Raw genomic sequence first — 19,092 nt, 5'->3', positions numbered from 1 at the left:
ATCACGGGGCCAAGGACGAAGCCATGGAATCGAACAGGCCGGATGGATTCTGAGTTTTTTGCGGAAAAAAGGTTCAGCGCGCGAGGTGCGCCGCGCACTGATCTTCACAAATCTTGTACGCGTAAAGCAGGAATTCCCGTCCGCTCATCAGTTCGGGATGCCGACTTTCGCTGAACATCTCGGGCTGCTCTTTAAGATGCTGCCGGCTGCGTTCGATCCGTTCGATGAACTGCGCAGGAGACAACGCTGCGGATTGCCTGCGAGCGATCCTCCCAATGTCCCGGATGAATTCGAAGCCCTTCAAACTCGCCAGCCGATGGAACATCAGCTTTGGGTCGAAATTCCCGGCATAGACAGCCGGAAAGACCACCCCGGCATCGATCGGGTGGTTGAAACCTGCGGCAACCTCCGCCTGCTCCAGATCGAGAACCTCCTCCGCATCCGGGCCCTGCCGCATGCTCTTGCTGATTTTGTTCTCGATGCGGCGAAATTCCCGCGCCCGCTCGCGGCACATGTTGAGCGCGACAAATTGCGTCTTCTGGAAGCGTATTTCCTCCCCGACCGCGTCCTTGCGTTGGTTGCGAAAGCCCTCCGCCCAGACCGCGATCTCCCGGCGGACCGTGCTGCTCGGGTACAGGCATCGCAGGAGTTTCTGGCGCTGACCATTGCGCCAGGCCGTATCAATGAGGCGACGGCGGCGCTTCCCGGTCGTGCGCTGGTCGCGCTCGGGCCAGGGAAGCGGCAGTAACTCCTTGTCGAAGATGAAGTTCTGCGCCGCCTCCTGATCCGCCCAGTTGCGGACATTTCTTCCATCGCGCAGCGGCACAAGATGCCGAAGGCGCTCGAAGATCACGAAGACGCTGACCGCGAAGGCGTCGTTGATCTGCTTCTCGATATCGTCGGTGACCTGCCCGCCGCTTGACCGCTCAGGCCGCATGCCGACCATATTTGCTCGAACGAGCAGCGGCTCGCCCCGGTCGAACCGCTCCCGTTCCTCCGGCGTCGCCTGAATCGCGAGCGGATCGTCGAGGCTATCGACAATCATCCCTTGCAGACTCTGAGCCGGCCAGCCGGCCGCCAGCTTTATCTGCAGCGGAACCTGCGGCGGATAAGCGGCCCTTCCCTTGCGTATGGCCTCCCCGCTGACCGCGACGATCGGTCGGCTGAAGTCGAGATACCCCTGAAAAGGCGTGTCCGAAAGCAACAGCTTGCGCAGCTTGTTCCTTTCGATATCCGAATTCGGCAGCTCCGCCGCCATGCCTGTTTCCCTTGTCATCGGCGCCGCAAGGCGTTCCTTGAGCCGCGAGGCTAACAAGCTCATCGGGAAGAAGATGGATTCTGAATATCCGGCTGGTAACGTTCCTGTGAGCCGCGACGGCGAGCCTAACCGCCGCGCAACTTCGCCACGCGCGAAAGCTTGGCCTGAATTGAGCGTGACACGGCCGTGGGCTGGTCTGGTTTCTGCACGCCGGCCGGTTTTGACGGCAGCCGTCTTCCGCGCCCTGGGCGCGGTTGTTTCACCGGCCCTTGCCAGTCGTGACCAGGAGTACCCTTCGCGCCGCAACTCCTCGAACAGATCGATATGTCCCCGCAAAGCCCGATCGAACGGAATGCGATCCAGTGGTCCCTCAAGATCGCCAGCCAGTGCCTTCGGCTGCCGTCGCACGTCAGACAACAGGCCACGCCAGTAGAGCAAGCTTCATTTTTCTCTCCTCAGCAACCATTCGACTATCCCAGTCGCGACGCCAATGGCAACGATCGGCGCCAGCACTTTCGTTTCGACGTCCAGAAAATACGCGATGACTGCCACGGCCCAGCACGAGCCAGTGACCCAGATGGCAATCGCAAGCGAACTAGGAAGCGTCCTCCATCTTGGACCCAGAGCTAGCACCATCGCCAGGAAGATGATGCCTGCGCAAAATGCTGCGGAAAGGATCCATTGAGAACTGCGCAGGACTACCGGTCCCCGCGAGCGTGGGTCCGCGCGTGCGGTCTGCAGCTATCTGGAAGTGTGGGGTCGACGGCTTTTCGTGTCCGACCCTTTCCGCCACAATTATTGCACGGGGCTGGATAAATTCGTTTGCCTGGTTGTGTCGGCTGCTCGACGGCAGGAAAACCTGTGCCGCCACACGCTTCGCACTTAGTCTCGATTTCGTTTGCCATCGCGGCCAATCAACACCTCGTCGACAACTGCCCATTCGGCGCGCTACCGGGCAGATTAAAAGGCCCGATGGCTCCTGTCGAACTAGTCGCCGACGACGATCGGCTCAAGCAGCATTCCGTTTTAACCTCACTTCTAAACCCTAATTGGGGGGCCACCGCGAGCTAAGCCGGAAGGTGGTGATGATGGGTTGAGAGAGCCGCCTGCTAAAGTTCCTGTGAGACGCGACCCCCGAGCCTAACCGCCGCGCAACTTCGCAACGCGCGAAAGCTTGTCCTGAATTGAGCGCGACACGGCCGTGGGCTGGTCTGGTTTCTGCACGCCGGCCGGTTTGACGGGAGCCGTTTTCCGGGCCCTGGGCGCGGCTGTTTCACCGACCCTGGATCCGGAAGACGCTTTCTCCTTTGGGGCGGCGATCCGCACTGTGCCGTCTTCCAGGGGCAGGCCTGTTGGTGCGGATGTATTCACCTTCATTTGCCGGGATACCGCCCCGCGCAGGTGATCGGAGGAAATCGTCCCCCCGTCGGCACGCCTAACTCCGACTGCCGCAAGAGCCCGGGCCAGTTGTGACCAGGAACACCCTTCGCGCCGCAGCTCCTCGAACAGATCGATATGTCCCCGCAAAGCCCGATCGAACGGAATCCGTCCCAGTGGTCCCTCAAGATCGTCAGCCAGTGCCTTCAGCCGCCGTCGCACGTCAGAATTCATCCAGCTCTCCCGAAACAAACCGAGTCAAAACGATACATCAAAACGTCTCGATTTGTCACGGTTTGAATCAGAATGTAACGTTCACACCTGTGCATCGCCGTTGATGCGTAAAGATCCCTAATACAGCACGTCGTCCGCTCTTTGCGAGAAACGCACGTCTACCGGACTGATCGGCTCGGCTTACCACCAGAGCGTCAGCTTGAGGCGCAAATCGGACATTCGGCCGGCCCCACCCGCCTCAGAGCCTCAGAAAGGGCTTCCGGACATTCTCGGAAACGTGTGGTCGCGAGGTGGCGCCGTGTCACTATGCAGACGTCAAAATCTTTCGATCCCGCCAACTCAGAATTGGCTGCTCGAAATAGCGGCAAGGGCCCCGCGGCCAGGACCAGGCAAATGCCGCCATAGAGTATGGCGGAGGCAGCTGTGGCCCGGGTGACGCGCGGCTCCAATCGCCAGCGGGAATGGATTACGAGGACGACAAGGAAGATTGACCAGATACGGCGAGTAGGACCACCTGGACAAGGCTGTTACGCCGCTCGCGATCAGGCTTTGGAGATCGGACCCGGCCAAAGCCCTAGACCACAATCATCGCAATCGATAGCTGCAGGACATTGAACAGCAATGTGCGGGCGTAGAAGCTGTGGTCCAGCTCCAGCTGCGGCGCGCGATCAAGACACTTCTTCGTGTCTGATCGCTGACGGTCTGGCACGACGCCTGCATCCTATATGGTGCCTCAGGCAAGGGACTAGATGAGATAGCGCGGGCTTCGGCTGGGCGGCGCCGCCATCCGCCCGGAGCCACTTGCTCGGTTCGATCCAAGCCGAGTTGCGGATTGCAACCGGGGAAGGCAAAGATCGGTGATCTGCTGCTGTAAAGTTCGATGCCCCACCTCGTGTCTCTGGTCTAGCCCCGGCCGATACCTTTCGACATACGATCCCATTCCGGTGCTCGGCTTGCAAATCGCCGTCTCGTGGGGCGCTGAAGCGCATTGCCGTACCCGGTCGTTTGGTCTTGGCGCATTGGCGCAGCAGCTATTGGAGGGTAAGAGGACGACGTCGCGATAGCACCTAGGCTCAGCGTAAATGCGCGGTCCAATCGCAGTTTCGCGGGTGATAGCGTGTGGGCGGCCGCGACATCATGGCCCCACGGCGAACGAGCGCGCCAATTTCATCGACCGTGGCGCACCACTTCGAAATTCGCTTAGAACCGACAACCATTCGCAAGAGCCGCTGGCGCACAAATTTGGACCGTATTGCTGTCGGTTGCCTCGCGTCAGAGCGACAACTCCGGAGGCGATATCGCTCGTGCCAGTATGCGAAAGTTGCTAAAATTCAGGGGCGAGACGATATGTGGACAAGAAATGAGTCAACGGAAGCTACGCACTCTTCTGATCATCGGCTTATCGATCCACCTCGTCTGCAATCAGCCGAGCTCATTTGCTCGTGCGAGCGCGGTTCTTCACGATGAGCCGTGGAATCGTGACCATGTCGACCAGCTTCCCTCTGACGTCCGTTACTTTGTTGTTCACATGTGCCGAGAGAGGCCGAGCGCGGGTCACTACTTGGCGACCTATTTGAACAACGCCAAAGCGGTACGATTGCATTTTGAGTATTTGCGGTGCCAGAGCGATCGCGACTTTCGCGTCGGCGATGCGTGTCTCCGCAAAGAGTTCGTCGCTTTCGGTCCTCCCTATCGTCTCGCAAGGACCTATTATGGCCGTTGCGGCAATTGATCACCGCGTAGCGTAGGCGATGCCAAGGCTGATCGCTCCGAGAATTCCGAGCCCAAGAAGCCAGCGCTCATATTTTGCAACCAGTTGCAGAAATTGCTGACCCCAGGACGCCACGAGCAACGCGAGGATGACGAAATGGAGGGTGCGTCCGATTACGGTTGCAACCGTGAAGGTCAAGAGATTCATCGAGGCAACGCCGGCCGCAATGGCGATGAATTTGAAGGGTATTGGCGTGAAGCTCTTGGCGATGATGATCCACAACCCCCAGTCTTCGACCAGCCTCTGGTAGCGCTGAAAATTGTCAGCCTGCCCGTACATCTTGACCAAGGTCTCACCCAGGCTGGCCCAGGCGACATGGCCAATGCCGTAGCCGACCAGAGCTCCGGTGGATGAGGCGACGACGCAGATTGCGGTGAGCGAGAAGGTCCGGTCTGGCTTGAGGAGCAACATTGGGATGAGGAGCAGGTCCGGCAGAACTGGAAGAACCGAGCTGTCTGCAAAAGCGGTTCCCGCAAGCACTACTACGCCAGATCTGCTGTCTGAGAACGCCTCGGCGCGGCGCAGCCACACCTCGCGATTGTTGGAAAAAAGCAGCATTGTTGGTCCGTGAGCGGCCCGCACAAGGGTAGCACGACAGTCGGTTCAGCCGGATCAGTATTTCGCGACTGTTGCAGCGCAGGTAGCTCAATATTGGACAATCACAGGAGCTGACCTTGAGTTCTCCGGCGGGAGCGGGCCTGCTGTGCCTTGCTGTAGTTTTAAAGAGCGGAGCGGGTTGGTCGACGCCGAACAAAGCACTGACACTACCGGCCACCAGGATCGCCGGTACACTGGTGATGTTCGCTTCGTCTTGCTTGCTCCCCTTGATGCTTTCTGCGATGCTTCAGGACTTGGTCGTGTCCTTGGATCCTTCTGCTTCGTCGAATACGCAAGCGCGCCAGTCGCTCGTCGGACAATTGGTCGGCCAGGCGCCGCCCAGCGCCATAAAGAGCGCCGCAACGTCTGAAAGACGCGTCGCTTCCGCCTGCACACGCGCAATCACCGTATTGAAATAAGCCTGCTGGGCCGTCAGGAGCACCGCTTGGTTGACCAGGCCACGGGCAAGCTGCTGTTTGATTAGATCGAGACTCTTCTTGGCCGCCAGTTCCGACTTGGTTGCCGCCTGGAGAGCCGGCGTGTCCTGCTGAAGGCTTCGCAGAGCGTCGGCGACATTCTGCAATGCAGTGATCACGGCCTGACGATAAAGCGTATCGGCCTGATCGAGCGCCGCCTCGGCAGCCTTCTGCTTGTGATAGAGCATGAAACCATCGAAGATCGGCTGGGTCGCGCTCGCAGCGACCGTGTAGAAATACGTCCCCGGAGTGAAAAGTTCGGCGACCGAGAATGCGGCAGAGCCGGGATTCGCCGTGATCGTCAGATTCGGGAGCCGCACCGCGATAGCGACACCGATTTGCGCGCTTGCTGAATGCATGAACGCCTCGGCGGCGCGGATGTCCGGACGATTCCGCACCAGCGTGCTCGGCAGGCTCACGGGCAGGTTTCGTGGCAGCGCGATTTGTTTCAAATCGAACGTCTGCCAGACCTCGTCGGCGGAGAATTGGCCGGCAAGGGCCGTCAATAGGTCGCGCTGCACTGCAAGCTGTTTCTTGAGAGGCGGCAGGGTCTGCTCGATCTGGGCGAGAGCCGTTTCCTGCGCCAGCACGTCGGTCTCCGCGACATAGCCGGCGCTGAGTTGCTTCCTCAGCAAGTCGAGTATCTCTCGCTCGGCCTTTATGACACGCTCCGTTCCGTCAATTTGCCCGCGAAGCGAGCCCTCTTGGATTGCGGCCGTGACGACGTTGGCCGTGAGGGCCAGATGAGCCGCCTCAAGCTGGAACTGCGCTTGCTCCGTCAGGGCGTCCAGGCTTTCGACGGCACGAATGTTGGCGCCCCAAACGTCCGGGACAAAGCTGATGTTGAGCTGTGCCGTGTGCAGGCTCATCTGGGTCTGGGTCGCCGGATCGGACGTCGTATTGTTCGATTGCAGCTGCTGTGACGGCGTGTAGTTGGCGCTCGCTTGAGGAAAGAAGAACCCTCGCTGCGCGAGTGCATTGTAGTTCGCCACCCGGATCGCAGCTTCGGCCGACTGAAGCGTCGGGTTGTGGTCAATCGACAGCCTGATCAGGTCGTTGAGCGGTTTGGAGCGAAACGCCATCCACCAGCGGGTCGGGATGTCGTCCCCTTCGATGAACCGTTGCCCAGCGACCTTCGGCGGTTCCGGGTTGGGATGCGGCGATGTGAGCGGCTTCGCGGTGTAGCGCGTCACACCCGGCGGTGATGGCGGCGCGAAATTCGGCCCGACAGCGCAGCCTGAGAGCAGCAGCGCCGCGCAGGATGCCGCGCTCGCCAGACGATAGATTGCCATCCGAACCCCATCACGTAGGAAACGGCGGAAGAAGCGCATGTTGTGGTCTCGGCGCCGCCGCGGTGACTAACGAAGTCTGAACGCTAGTTCAGCTTGCCTCGCCGGAAACTGTGATTTGTCACAGCAATCAATGGGGTTTGTCGCAGTGAAATGTCGCGCTCCTTGGAGGCATAATCAGTCGAATTCTCGGGCCTGCGTGCGCACGCCGCCGGACAGCCGCATAGGTGCATCGATGGCAAAATCCAAAGTGATCGCGGCGACCGTTGCGGCCGGCGCGCTTTGTTCTTTCGCGGGGGCTTATTCGGTTGATTACGTCACGAGCTCGCTGCGCTTGGGCCGCGAGGCCTTCAGCTCGGATGCCAATGCCAAAACTGATGCGGTCGATGTGAAGACGGGCATCGTGAGCGGAGTTCCGAGCGTCGAGCTCAACGAGGCGCAAATGCCGACCGTCAAGGTCGAGCCGGTCAGAGATCACGAGTTCCCGGTCGAGAGAGCCGCCGTCGGCAGCATCGACTTCAACGAAGACATGACACTCCAGGTGTTCGCCCCGTACCAGGGGCGCATTCTGGAGACGTTTGCCAAAGTCGGGGACGACGTCAGGAAAGGACAGATTCTCTTCACGATCGACAGTCCAGACATGCTGACAGCCGATTCAAACCTGATCGCCGCGGCAGGTGTACTCGAGATGACAACGCGCAACTTGAAGCGTCTCTCTTCGCTCTATGAGATCAAGGCCGTTGCTCAGAAGGATCTTGAGCAGGCGGTCTCGGATCAACAGACCGCCGAAGGCTCGCTTAAGGCGGCGCGCGACGCCGTTCGCATCTTTGGCAAGACCGAGGCCGAGGTCGACGTCATTATTAAAGAGCGCCGGGCCGATCCAAAGCTCGTGGTGAAGAGCCCGATTGATGGCCGTATCACAGCACGCAGCGCAGCTCCGGGCCTGTTCGTTCAGCCCGGCAACGCGCCGGCGCCGTTCTCGGTGGCGGATACGTCGACCATGTGGATGCTCGCCAACGTCGCAGAAAGTGACGTGTCCGCTATTCATGTCGGTCAAAAGGTGAGGGTCTCCGTGATGTCGTATCCCGGCAAGGTCTTTACGGGCCACATTTCGACCATCAGCTCGAATGTCGACCCGAATACCCACCGAATGCTGGTGCGATCGGAGATCGAGGACCCCAGTCACGAACTGCGCTCCGGCATGTTCGCCAGGTTCGCCATCGCGACTGGTGATCCCGTCAGGTCTGTGGCCGTACCACTGGACGGCGTGGTTCGTGAAGGTGACGGGACGATGACGGTCTGGGTGACGACGGGTGGAAAACGATTCACCCAGCGCGCGGTCAAGATCGGTGACAGAAGAGATGGGCTACGTCAGATCGTTGAAGGTCTGCAGCCGGGCGAACTGGTGGCTACCGAGGGCGCGATCTTCCTGAGCAATATGCTCGCGATCGGGCAGACGGGCGGCTGAGCGGCGCGCGCTGCGCGGCAACCAATTAAGAGGCGTTATAGTGCTAAAAGGAATCCTTGCTTTTGGCCTGACCCGACGTCCCATCGTCCTGCTGGGGCTGCTGGTTTTCGTCGGCGCCGGCGTGCTGGCGTTCAATAGGCTGAACATCGAGGCCTATCCCAATCCTGCACCCGTGATACTTGAGATCACGGCGCAGGCGCCGGGACTTTCGGCCGAAGAAATGGAGCGCTATTACACGATACCGATGGAAATCGGCCTTTACCCCACGCCTGGCGTCGAGAGCATTCGCTCCACGTCGTTCTACGGGCTCAGCTTCATTCGCGTGACCTTCAAGTACGGCGTCGACTACTACTTCGCCTACACGCAGGCCGCGCTCAGCCTGCAACAGAACGTCACCCTGCCGCAAAACCAGGTTCCACAAATCCAGCAATCTAGCCTGACCGGAGAGATTTTTCGTTATCAGGTCGTCGGGCCGCCGCACTTCGGTTTGACCAATCTGCGGACCGTGCAGGATTGGATCGTCCTGCGCCGCTTGTTCTCGGTGCCAGGCGTGGTGCAGGTCAATTCCTGGGGTGGAACGACCAAGCAGTACAATGTGAATGTCGATCTTCATAAGCTCGACGCCTACAGCATCACGATCCCGCAGATCGTCACAGCGCTCGGCAACTCCAACATAAATGTCGGTGGCCGTGAGATCACGGTTGGACAGCAATCCGTAAATATTCGCGGCCTCGGCTTGTTCGATTCGGGCGGCGCCGACAATCTAACGCAGGGTTATCACACCGACGACATCGAGAATGTCGTTCTGACTCAGCTGAACGGCGTACCAGTGACGATCAAGGATGTGGCCAAGGTCGAGCTTGGCTTTGTCCCGCGGCTCGGTATTGCCGGGCGTGACCATGATGACGACGTTGCTCTATCTATCGTCGTGATGAATCGCACCCTGCACACGAACGACGTGCTGCCGAAGGTCGAGGCCGTGATCGACCAGATGAACCATGACGGCACCTTGCCACCTGGGGTCAAGCTCGTTCCATACTATGACCGGGGCACACTGGTTTCAGTGACCACCCGGACGGTGCTGCACAACCTGATCTTCGGCTGCGCGCTGGTCTTCTTCATTCAATGGATCTTCCTCGGCAATCTCCGCAGCGCCATTATCGTCGGTGTCAATATCCCCTTTGCATTGTTCTTCAGCGTGATCATCCTCGTGCTGATGGGCGAGGATGCCAACCTTCTTTCCGTCGGCGCCGTCGATTTCGGCATCATCGTGGATTCCGCGGTGATCCTGGTCGAAAACATCTTCCGAAATTTTCAATCGCGGGAGGAGCAAAGGCAGGAAGCCGTCGGCTTTCTCGCCGATGGCCGCTGGGGCGAGGATCCAACCCGCGAGCGGGCGGGCATCTTTAGTCTCTGGACCGATCGGTTGCGGCTGATCCTGTCCAGCGCGCTCCAGGTTGACAGGGCGGTCCTGTTCTCGGCGATGATCACCGTTGCAGCCTTCGTTCCGCTGTTCACCATGCAGGGGGTCGAAGGCCAGATTTTTGGGCCGATGGCCCGCACGTATGCCTATGCGCTCGCGGGGGCCCTGATCGCGACTTTCACTGTGACGCCGGTTTTGGCATCCTATCTTCTGCCCGAACATGTGCGGGAGACCGAGACAATCGTTGTGCGGGGTCTGCGCCGGATCTACGAGCCGCTGTTGCATTGGTCGCTGGCGCATCGCAAGTCCATGGTTGTCGTCGGACTGACCTTCCTCGGTCTCATCTCTCTGATGGGAACGCGGCTCGGTAGCGAATTTCTGCCGCATCTGGAAGAGGGCAATCTGTGGATTCGCGTGGCATTGCCCCCGTCGCTGGGGCTCGATGCCGGTACACCAGCGACAGGCAAGCTTCGTGAGGTCCTCTTACGGCACCCCGAGGTAATCACGGCTGTCACGCAGCACGGTCGCCCGGATAATGGCAGCGACGCGTCGCCGTTCTCTAATATCGAGATCTTTGCGCCGCTGAAGCCGTTCGAGGATTGGCCTGCGAACTACACGAAAGACAAGCTGATCGAGGATTTGAACAGAGAATTCACCGACGCGGTGCCTGGCGCGACCTTCAACTTCTCGCAGTACATCCAGGACAATATCGAGGAGGCGATATCGGGGGTGAAGGGCGCCAACTCGGTCAAGATTCTTGGGCCCAATCTCGCGGTCCTTGAGCGTCTCGCCACCCAGATCCAGGTCGAAATGGAAAAGGTCCGCGGCGTCACCGATCTCGGGGTCTTCCACGTGCTCGGTCAGCCCAACCTGAACATCAAGGTGGACCGCGACAAGGCGATGCGCTACGGGCTCAATACCGGCGACGTCAATACCGTGATTCAGGCCGCACTCGGCGGCACTCAGGCGACAACGCTCCTCGAGGGCGACCGCCAGTTCGGCGTTTCCGTTCGCCTCAATGAAAGCGACCGCGGCGGCCTCGAATCGGTTGGCGACATCAAGGTCGGTTACCCGACGCCCGCGGGCGGCAATGCCTACATCCCGTTGCGCGAACTCGCCAACATCACTCTGGATACCGGCGCCACTTACATCTACCACGAGACGAGCACACGATACATTCCAATCAAGTTCAGCGTGCGCGGGCGCGATCTTGGCGGCACGGTCGAGGAGGCACAGGAACGGATTGCCAAGAACATCCAGCTACCGCCCGGATATCGGATCGTCTGGGCCGGCGAGTTCGAGGATCTGGAGCTTGCGAAGAAGCGGCTGGAATTCGTGATGCCGATCAGCGTGCTGCTGATCCTGGTCTTGCTCTACGGCCTGTTCAACTCCTTGCGCGACAGTCTGTTGGCGTTGGCCGGCATTCCCTTCGCGATCGCCGGCGGCATCGTGGCGCTGCACGTGTCCGGGCTTGATTTCAGTATCTCGGCCGCGATCGGCTTCGTCTCCCTGTTCGGCGTTTCTGTCATGGACGGCATTCTGATGATTACCTACTACAATCAGGTCAGGGCCGCCGGCATGCCGACAGGTGAGGCGATGTTTCATGCGGCCACCCAACGCATGCGGCCAATGCTGATGACCGCGATGTCGGCCTGTATCGGGCTGTTTCCCGCGGCCATCTCCACAGGCATTGGCAGTCAGGTGCAGCGCCCGCTCGCCACGGTCGTCGTGGGTGGCATGCTGATCGGGCCGGTCATGCTGCTCGTGGTCGTGCCAGCGCTTCGGATGATGTTCCTGGATGGAGAGGGCGAGCATGCCGGCGCTGACGGCGCGCGCAACCTTGCGCCGGCCGAGTGATGCGTGTTGGAGACCTTGGATCAAGGCAAGAGGCGACCATGAAAGTAGGTTCAAGTCTGATAATCAGTCTGACGCTTTGTACGGCGTTGACTAATGTCGCGTTCGCTCAAACCACCGGAGGCATCCCCTCCAGGAGCGCGATCGGATCTCTGACACCAAAGTCATTTGAAGGCGTCGCCGCAACGAAAAGTGGTCCAAACGTTAACGGCACAGGGATGATTCGGCCAACCGCGCGTACAGGGGTGGTGGGTGGTTCGACCAAAGGTGCCAGTGCCACGCTGAGTGGTACTAGTTTTGCGCTGAAGCACCCTTGAGCTGCGCAAAGAGCGCTGTCAGGAGGGAAGAGATGGTCAGATGGTTCTTTCGCGTGACGGGAGCCGGGTCGACACCTGCAACTGTGCCGCCACATCAATCGCCCAGCGTCGCTATCGATCGCCCCAAGGAATTGGCGAGAGCTGCTGTGCCCAAGACGGTTGATAGGGATCAGGCGAAGATACGCGAGCTTCTGCGTCTCGAATTCGAATGCGCCGCCGATTTCTCGCTGAGTAGAGGCAATGTAACAGCGGCAAAGATTCTCCGGCAACTTGCGAAAACGACGCGCGATGTCGAAGTTAGTGTGCTCCACGCCTATGCGCAGTTGCTGGACGATATCAGTGACCCGGCGCCGTCGTCGGACGAGCTTAGGCAGATCGGCGTCGACTGGTTTCCGAGGAATGCGGCGGAATATGTCGAGAGGCTGGCGTCTGCCCGTGAGGACGCGCGAGCCTCCACTCGCAATGGCGATTAGATGTTTTTCAGGTTGGATGTTTCCATCAGGGCTCGATCAACTTGCCGGTAACTGCCTTGATCGCGGCTTGAGTACGGGTCGCTACGCCAAGCTTGATCCGTGCGTTGTCGATGTGGAAGTCAACGGTTCGCTTGGTCAGTCCAAGGATTTTTGCGATCTCGGCCGAAGTCTTGCCGCGCGCTGCCCAGGTCAGGGTCTCGATCTCGCGATCGTTGAGGTGGACGTCTTTGACCCACACCTCGGTCCGCGCGATATGGGCGAGACGTGCCTTGATGATCGTGGCCAGAATATCGAAATCGATCGGCTTCGTGACATAGTCGTCCGCGCCAAGCTCTCGTCCCTTCAGTTCGTTCCTGCGGTCGGTCAGAGCCGTAAGAAACACAAACGGCACATTGTTGAAGCGAGGGGCGATCTTGATCAGATGCTCCAGAACCTCGAATCCGGACATTACGCGCATGTTGATGTCGCACAGCACAAGATCAGGCATAGTCCTGAAAACGGCGGCGAATCCCTCACCCCCGTCATAGGCGAGGGTCACCTCGTATCCCCGCTCTTCCAGCTCCTCGGCAATCAATGCCGCGGTCTCGCGATCGTCCTCGATGCAAAGAATTTTCTTCCTGATACCCGCCATCTATGCGCCCCGCGGGAAAACGACTGCCTTCTGCCCGCCCGGCCGAGGGCCGGAAGCAAGTCCCAGCGCAGCCATAGAAGCTGTCTTTGAACCATGCAAATGTGATAAATCACAGTAGCAGTCGGAGCTGAAAGCCTGCGGTGGAAGAATACCTGGATTCCAGCAATCGGCTCTGGGGTCGTGACCTAACCCCTTCGGTATGGACAATGCGGGCGCGCTCGCTGAACTCTGTTCTATCTTTGGTATTCCTGCTCTTCTTCCTGCTGATCACAGGCCTGGGGCTGTTTGGCATCGATCGGCTCCGGGAGTTCAACCGCGTGTCCGCCGATGTGCGGGACATGTGGCTTCCGAGCACGCGGTTGATTGGTGATCTGAACAATTTCACGTCCGATTACCGAGCCGCGGAGGGACGTTATTTGCTCTCCTCAAATCACGAGTCCGGCCTCAGCAAGAGAGAGATCGAGAGCCTCGGACAAGCCGTCGGACGGGCACAGAGAGACTATGAAAGCCTGCGCCAATCGCCAGCTTCTGCCGAGCTCTATGGCAAGTTCAAGGAAAATTGGACCTCTTACCAGAACGTACTGAACCGCGTTCTGCAACTATATGAAACTGGGCAAACGGCAGAGGCCATCAATCTCTATCGGACGGAATCGCAATCGGCATACGATGCGGCTAGTGATTCGCTGGAGCTTGTTACGCGCCTCAATATCGAGAGTGCAAACGCTGCAAGCTATGAGGCCGATGTCGCCTACCGGCATTCAAGCTCGCTGATCCTCCTCGCCATGGGAATTGCCGCGCTATTGATCATGGGGGTGCTATTTTACGTGAAGCGCTTCATTTCCATGCCACTGCTTGAACTCGCCGACGGGATGCGCAGGCTCGCGGGAAACGATACGGATATCGAGATACGTGGTAACGATCGCATCGACGAGATCGGCGAAATGGCACGCGCACTAGGCGTTTTCCGCGCGAACGCCATCGAGCTGATGCTGAGCCAGCGCTCATTGTCGCAGCAGGCGAGCATGCTGGAAGAAAGGCTTGCGGAGGAACAGCGCCTGAACCAGTTGCAGCTGGATTTTGTGTCCATGGCGTCGCACGAATTTCGTACGCCGTTGACAATCATTGATGGACAAGCACAGCGTCTGGCCAAGACGGCTCATGGGCCTGCAAGCGCCGATGTCGCGGAGCGTGCGGGTAAGATCCGCAAAGCCGTTCTCCGCATCACCACCGTGATCGATAAACTCATCAATTCCTCGCGTCTGGTCGATGGCGAAGCGCAGCTCTACTTCCACCCGCTTGAGATTGATCTGCGGGTGATCCTGGACGAGGTTTGCCATATCCATGGCGATATCGCCGCGCAGGCGAACATAAACCAGCGGCTCGGTCCGGTGCCACTACCGATCTTGGGCGACGGAAAATTGCTCTTCCAGATGTTCAGCAACATCATATCGAATGCCCTCAAATACTCACCAGACGGCAGCCCGATCGAGATCATTGCGGAGATAGAGGGAGACAAGATTGCGGTTGCCGTGCGGGACCGAGGAATGGGGATCCCGCAGAAGGATCTCGCGCATATCTTCGATCGTTACAACCGTGGTAGCAATGTTTCCGGAATTGTCGGCACCGGTGTCGGTCTCTACCTGGTCAAGATCGTCGCCGAACTGCATGGCGGCAGCGTCGACGTCGAAAGCGCCGAGGAGAAGGGTTCTTGCTTTGCAGTACGGCTGCCGCTCTCGCGCGCGATCGACAAGCGCGCGGATTCGTCGCGTTCGAAGCTCAGCGCCGCTGAGCCGGGCGAACTCTAAGCAAGGCAGGCGGCCGGATTGCCCAGTTATTGCTTGTGCTTGGAAGAGTCGCTGAAATAGCGAATGTAGGAGTCTCTGGTCACGAGCAGCCCCACTTTGCGGGCAGCCTTCGCAAATCGTTTGAACTCTTTCTTCTCGGCCTTTTTCAGCTTCATTTTTTGCCTCTTGGCCAACTTTCCCATTCGGTCCCCCAGCGGCCGACGTGACAATTTTCCACAGCGTGACCCATATTCGCCGGCGCGTGGACCGCTTGTGGGACATCACCATCACTCACTCAGTGCACGACGCGGGAAATGTCGCTCCCGTAAACTGTGACTGCACTTGAATATTTGGATCAACCCGGGCGTCCGGACATTTTGCGTGGGTAACGCAAGCCCGGTCAAGACTTCATCGATTCCCGTGCTCGTTGTCGCCTTGCAAAGTGACGCTGTGTCGGCATGAGCCGAGGCCACCGAAGAGGCACGCCGGGATTTGGCGGTCTTGGCGGGTTCCGGTCTGCTCCGCTACGAATAGTGGCGCTTGCCTCGGGTGGGTTGGTCAACTGGACGACTGGACGCGGTTCACCGAGGAATCCGAGATCGCAAAGGAAGACATTTCAAATACACGACGTAGTCTGGCTTGCCGGTTGTCAGTCCAAAAATCTCGGTCTTGAACTTGCTTTCACCGACGATCTGCATTTTCGAGCAGATCGGTCTGGCAACTCGTCTCGCGAGTAAAATACGATCCTGACGCACCTCGGGATTGTACCGATAGTCGTACGTATTCTGAACATGAACGACATAGTCGTACAGCTGGCCGGGAGCCGCCACTTCGATTGTGGAGGTATCGCGTGGTTGAGCGCTCGCCGAGCAGGGAAGCGCGACACACGCTACAGTAAATGGCTTCCTCACTTGATCAAGTGCCATTGCCTGCCTCAACAATTTTCCGGACTGGCATCGCGCCCAACCTTAGCTCAGCTCGACGACAATCGCATTTCGAGCTAAACAGAAACATCTTCTTTTCGCGCCTATAAAATGGCTGCCGAGGACGATTATATGATCAGGATAGCTTGCGCATTCCTTGCGGTCAGCAGTCTATCGCTGGCGCTCAGCGTCGCGCAAGCCGCAGTTGGCGGTCCGAAGAAGAACCAAAGCTATATTGGAGGGCCTGCCGCTCAAACGAACTCGGTCGTTCCACCCCAGCGTGGAGAAATAACAAAGATGGGCCAGTCGGGATCGAAGCCGTCGAAACGATAACTGGTCCGGATCACGCGATTACTTCGATGCCTTCTCGATGACCTGAGCAATTGCAGAGACCAGCGCAGCAAGCCCTGCCACAGCCGCCACCCGTGACAACGTGTCCAATTCGGCTACGAAACTCTGTCCGCCATATTGAGCGGCGATGCCAAGTCTAAAAGCGACCCGCAGCGCCAATCCGCTTGCAAGGAATACCGACACGAACGCTGTCCAGCCAGCAAGTCTTCTATTCATTCAATCCCCGCAAAGAGCGTAGGTGTCCCGCGACGCGCCAGCGCAAAAATAGGAGCCTACCGCAGCCCCCATCCAATAAGGCTCTTCGGCGTGTCCGTATGGACTTGGCCGGGAATTTACTCGCCCGCTGACAGCGCCTACAGAAGTTTTCTGGATCGTACTCCTTCTCAGCGCAAGCCGCAGGCTCCGGTTGGGTTTGTAAGCTCTGCGTAAGGTTTGAGCTTTGTAAGCCTAGCGTAAGGCTCGCTAACGTGTTGTCTAAACAATAAAAATGCGCTTGCCCGAAGTCGAAGAGCGAACTATGGAACCTTGCCTGCTGATGGTCTCGATTTGGTATCCGAGCGCACTCGCCTCGCATGTGTTCGTCTCGACTTTTCAGCTTGCAATCAACTCGCGGTGGGGCTCGCCGAGGCATTCGAATGAACCACGTACGAACGAGAGGTGTTCTTGCGATCGTCGCGGCGGCTGCTGTCGCAGCCCTATTCTGGACGAAGCTGATTCCCGCGCCGGGACTTTCAGAAATACCAAGCCACAATCAATCATCATCTACCAGATCGGCGCAGTTGACCGAGAGTGAGATCCAGTCTGTCGATTTGTCCGAGAAACAAGCCGCTTCGATCAAGGTCGGACCGGTAGACACACGCGACTTTGCAATCCTCAAGACTGCGATCGGCACTATCGACTTCAACGAGAACATGCTGGTCCAGGTTTTCTCCCAGTACCCGGGAAAAATCCTGAAGGCCTTTTACAATGTGGGTGACGACGTCCATAGGGGTGACGTCCTGTTCTCCATCGACAGCCCGGATCTCCTGCAGGCAGAATCGACCCTCCTTGCGGCCGCCGGTGTCCTCGAGCTCCAAAAGAGAGTCCTGGCGCGCGCAACTGGCCTGTTGAAGGCAGGCGGCAGCGCGCAGAAGGATGTCGATCAGGCAACCTCTGATGAGCAGACCGCGGAGGGTAACTTCAAATCAGCCAAGAACGCAGTGCGCATCTTCGGCAAGTCGGACGCCGAGGTCGAGCAGATCCTGACGGATCGGAGAATCGATTCAACCCTGGTCGTCCCCAGTCCCATCGACGGCAGGGTCGTCACCCGCAACGCCGCACCGGGTTTTTTGACCCAGCCGGGCGCGGCGCCCGCACCATTCTCGATCGCCGACATCTCGACGATGTGGATGATTGCGAATGTCATAGAGACCGATGCACCGGCCTACAAAGTCGGTCAGCCGGTCGAGGTGAGGGTGCCGGCGTATCCAGACCGCGTTTTCAAAGGGCACGTTACGACGGTCGGCTCGATCATCGATCCCAACACCCATCGGCAATTGGTTCGCTCGGAGGTCGACGACCCCGAACACCTGTTGCGCTCGGGAATGTACGCCAGCTTCGTCATTCATGTCGGAGACCCCGCGCGTTCGCTCGCGGTGCCAGCCGACAGTGTGGTGAGGGAGGGGGACGGCACGATGACGGTCTGGGTCAGCAACGACGGCCGGCATTTCAACAAGCGCACGGTGCAGACCGGGATTCGACAGGGCGGCTGGGTTCAGATCTTGAATGGCCTTCAGCCCGGAGAAACCGTCGTTAGCGAGGGCGCGGTGTACCTGAGCAACAAGCTGCTGCTCGGCGAAGCAGGCTGAATGAGATCGGCGCATAGGACGAGCCAACAGAGGCACCGCGGGGTCACTTGATAAAGTCAATTCTTGAGTTCGGACTAACGCGCAGCGCGATTATTGTTCTCGGGCTGATGGTGTTCTGCGCCGCCGGGCTGGTCGCATTTACCAGGCTGAACGTCGAGGCCTATCCCAATCCCGCTCCTGTCATTCTCGAAATCACCGCGCAGGCTCCAGGCCTCTCCGCGGAGGAGATGGAAAAGTATTACACCATCCCCATGGAGGTCGGGCTCTATCCGACGCCCGGCGTGGTCAATATCCGCTCGACCTCGTTCTATGGCTTGTCCTTTGTCCGCGTCACCTTCAAATACGGGATCGACTATTACTTTGCCCTGCAGCAGGCCTCGATCAGCTTGCAGCAGAACGTCACGTTGCCGGGCAACTTGGTACCGACCATTCAGGCGTCCAGCCTGGTCGGCGAAATCTATCGCTATCAGATTGTAGGCCCGCCGCATTTCGGATTGACCAACCTGCGCACGCTGCAGGACTATGTGGTAACTCGCCGTCTGCTCACCATTCCGGGGGTGGCGCAGATCAACAGCTGGGGTGGCACCACCAAACAGTTCAATGTCGATGCCGATCTCGGAAAGCTCGAAGCCTATAACGTCACGATTCCGCAGCTCATCTCCGCGATTGGCAATGCCAACATCAATGTCGGCGGACGCGAGATCTCCATTGGACAGCAGTCGGTCAATATCCGGGGCGTCGGCCTGATTGACAGCGGCGGCGCCGATGACGTCACCAACGGCTACCACGTTCAGGATATCGAGAACATCGTCCTGACCCAGTCCGGCGGCTCACCGATTCAGATCAGGCACGTTGCCAAGGTCTCGATCGGCTACGTGCCCAGGCTCGGCATCGCCGGCAGGGACCATGATGACGATGTCGTGGCCGCAATCGTCGTGATGAGGCGGACCGAGCACACCAACGACATTATCCCGAAGGTGCAGGATGAGATCAAGAAGCTCAACTCGGATGGCAGTCTG

Annotated in this window: 13 protein-coding genes; 6 read left to right on the top strand and 7 right to left on the bottom strand. The window is 58.9% G+C overall.

The genetic code is table 11. The features are described from left to right. Positions 1-73 precede the first annotated feature (73 nt). The 4 genes from JOZ76_RS17540 to JOZ76_RS17525 form a co-directional block, all read right to left on the bottom strand. A complete protein-coding gene (locus JOZ76_RS17540; RefSeq protein ID WP_291700154.1) occupies positions 74-1,696 on the bottom strand; it encodes a hypothetical protein in 1,623 nt (540 codons plus the stop codon). Positions 1,697-2,398: 702 nt separating this feature from the next. Continuing rightward, positions 2,399-2,869, bottom strand: a complete 471-nt coding sequence (locus JOZ76_RS17535) for a hypothetical protein (RefSeq protein WP_291700152.1) — start codon at positions 2,867-2,869, stop codon at positions 2,399-2,401. A 1,732-nt stretch (positions 2,870-4,601) separates the two neighbouring features. Next, positions 4,602-5,171 (bottom strand): YqaA family protein, encoded by a 570-nt coding sequence (locus JOZ76_RS17530; protein WP_291700151.1) that lies wholly within the window; start codon positions 5,169-5,171, stop codon positions 4,602-4,604. 313 nt (positions 5,172-5,484) lie between these two features. Next, positions 5,485-7,044 (bottom strand): efflux transporter outer membrane subunit, encoded by a 1,560-nt coding sequence (locus JOZ76_RS17525; RefSeq protein WP_291700149.1) that lies wholly within the window; start codon positions 7,042-7,044, stop codon positions 5,485-5,487. A 193-nt stretch (positions 7,045-7,237) separates the two neighbouring features. Here JOZ76_RS17525 and JOZ76_RS17520 point away from each other — a divergent pair, with 193 nt between their 5' ends. From JOZ76_RS17520 to JOZ76_RS17510, 3 genes are all read left to right on the top strand, one after another. Beyond that, positions 7,238-8,470, top strand: coding sequence for an efflux RND transporter periplasmic adaptor subunit (locus JOZ76_RS17520; RefSeq protein ID WP_291700147.1), 1,233 nt, complete (start codon positions 7,238-7,240; stop codon positions 8,468-8,470). A gap of 40 nt (positions 8,471-8,510) precedes the next feature. After that, positions 8,511-11,750, top strand: coding sequence for an efflux RND transporter permease subunit (locus JOZ76_RS17515; protein WP_291700145.1), 3,240 nt, complete (start codon positions 8,511-8,513; stop codon positions 11,748-11,750). Positions 11,751-12,096: 346 nt separating this feature from the next. Then, on the top strand, positions 12,097-12,537 hold the full coding sequence (locus tag JOZ76_RS17510) for a hypothetical protein (RefSeq protein WP_291700143.1): 441 nt from the start codon (positions 12,097-12,099) through the stop codon (positions 12,535-12,537). Positions 12,538-12,562: 25 nt separating this feature from the next. Here JOZ76_RS17510 and JOZ76_RS17505 read toward each other — a convergent pair whose 3' ends face one another. After that, complete coding sequence (locus JOZ76_RS17505) at positions 12,563-13,168, bottom strand: response regulator transcription factor (protein WP_291700141.1); 606 nt, start codon at positions 13,166-13,168, stop codon at positions 12,563-12,565. Positions 13,169-13,308: 140 nt separating this feature from the next. Here JOZ76_RS17505 and JOZ76_RS17500 point away from each other — a divergent pair, with 140 nt between their 5' ends. After that, entirely contained in the window at positions 13,309-14,973 is a 1,665-nt protein-coding gene (locus JOZ76_RS17500; protein WP_291700139.1) for a sensor histidine kinase, read from the top strand. A gap of 26 nt (positions 14,974-14,999) precedes the next feature. Here JOZ76_RS17500 and JOZ76_RS17495 read toward each other — a convergent pair whose 3' ends face one another. After that, positions 15,000-15,128 (bottom strand): hypothetical protein, encoded by a 129-nt coding sequence (locus tag JOZ76_RS17495; protein WP_291700138.1) that lies wholly within the window; start codon positions 15,126-15,128, stop codon positions 15,000-15,002. 1,098 nt (positions 15,129-16,226) lie between these two features. Beyond that, positions 16,227-16,409, bottom strand: a complete 183-nt coding sequence (locus JOZ76_RS17490; RefSeq protein ID WP_291700136.1) for a hypothetical protein — start codon at positions 16,407-16,409, stop codon at positions 16,227-16,229. A gap of 413 nt (positions 16,410-16,822) precedes the next feature. Between JOZ76_RS17490 and JOZ76_RS17485 the strand changes: the two genes are divergently transcribed. Both JOZ76_RS17485 and JOZ76_RS17480 read left to right on the top strand, forming a co-directional pair. Beyond that, positions 16,823-18,073 (top strand): efflux RND transporter periplasmic adaptor subunit, encoded by a 1,251-nt coding sequence (locus JOZ76_RS17485; protein ID WP_291700134.1) that lies wholly within the window; start codon positions 16,823-16,825, stop codon positions 18,071-18,073. Positions 18,074-18,120: 47 nt separating this feature from the next. Next, a partial coding sequence (locus JOZ76_RS17480; protein ID WP_291700132.1) for an efflux RND transporter permease subunit occupies positions 18,121-19,092 on the top strand: 972 nt, incomplete at its 3' end.

The sequence above is a fragment of the Bradyrhizobium sp. genome (assembly GCF_019244115.1).
Taxonomy (GTDB): domain Bacteria; phylum Pseudomonadota; class Alphaproteobacteria; order Rhizobiales; family Xanthobacteraceae; genus Bradyrhizobium.
The sequence above is the reverse complement of the archived record's forward strand: the minus strand, read 5'-3'. Positions and strand labels throughout refer to the sequence as shown.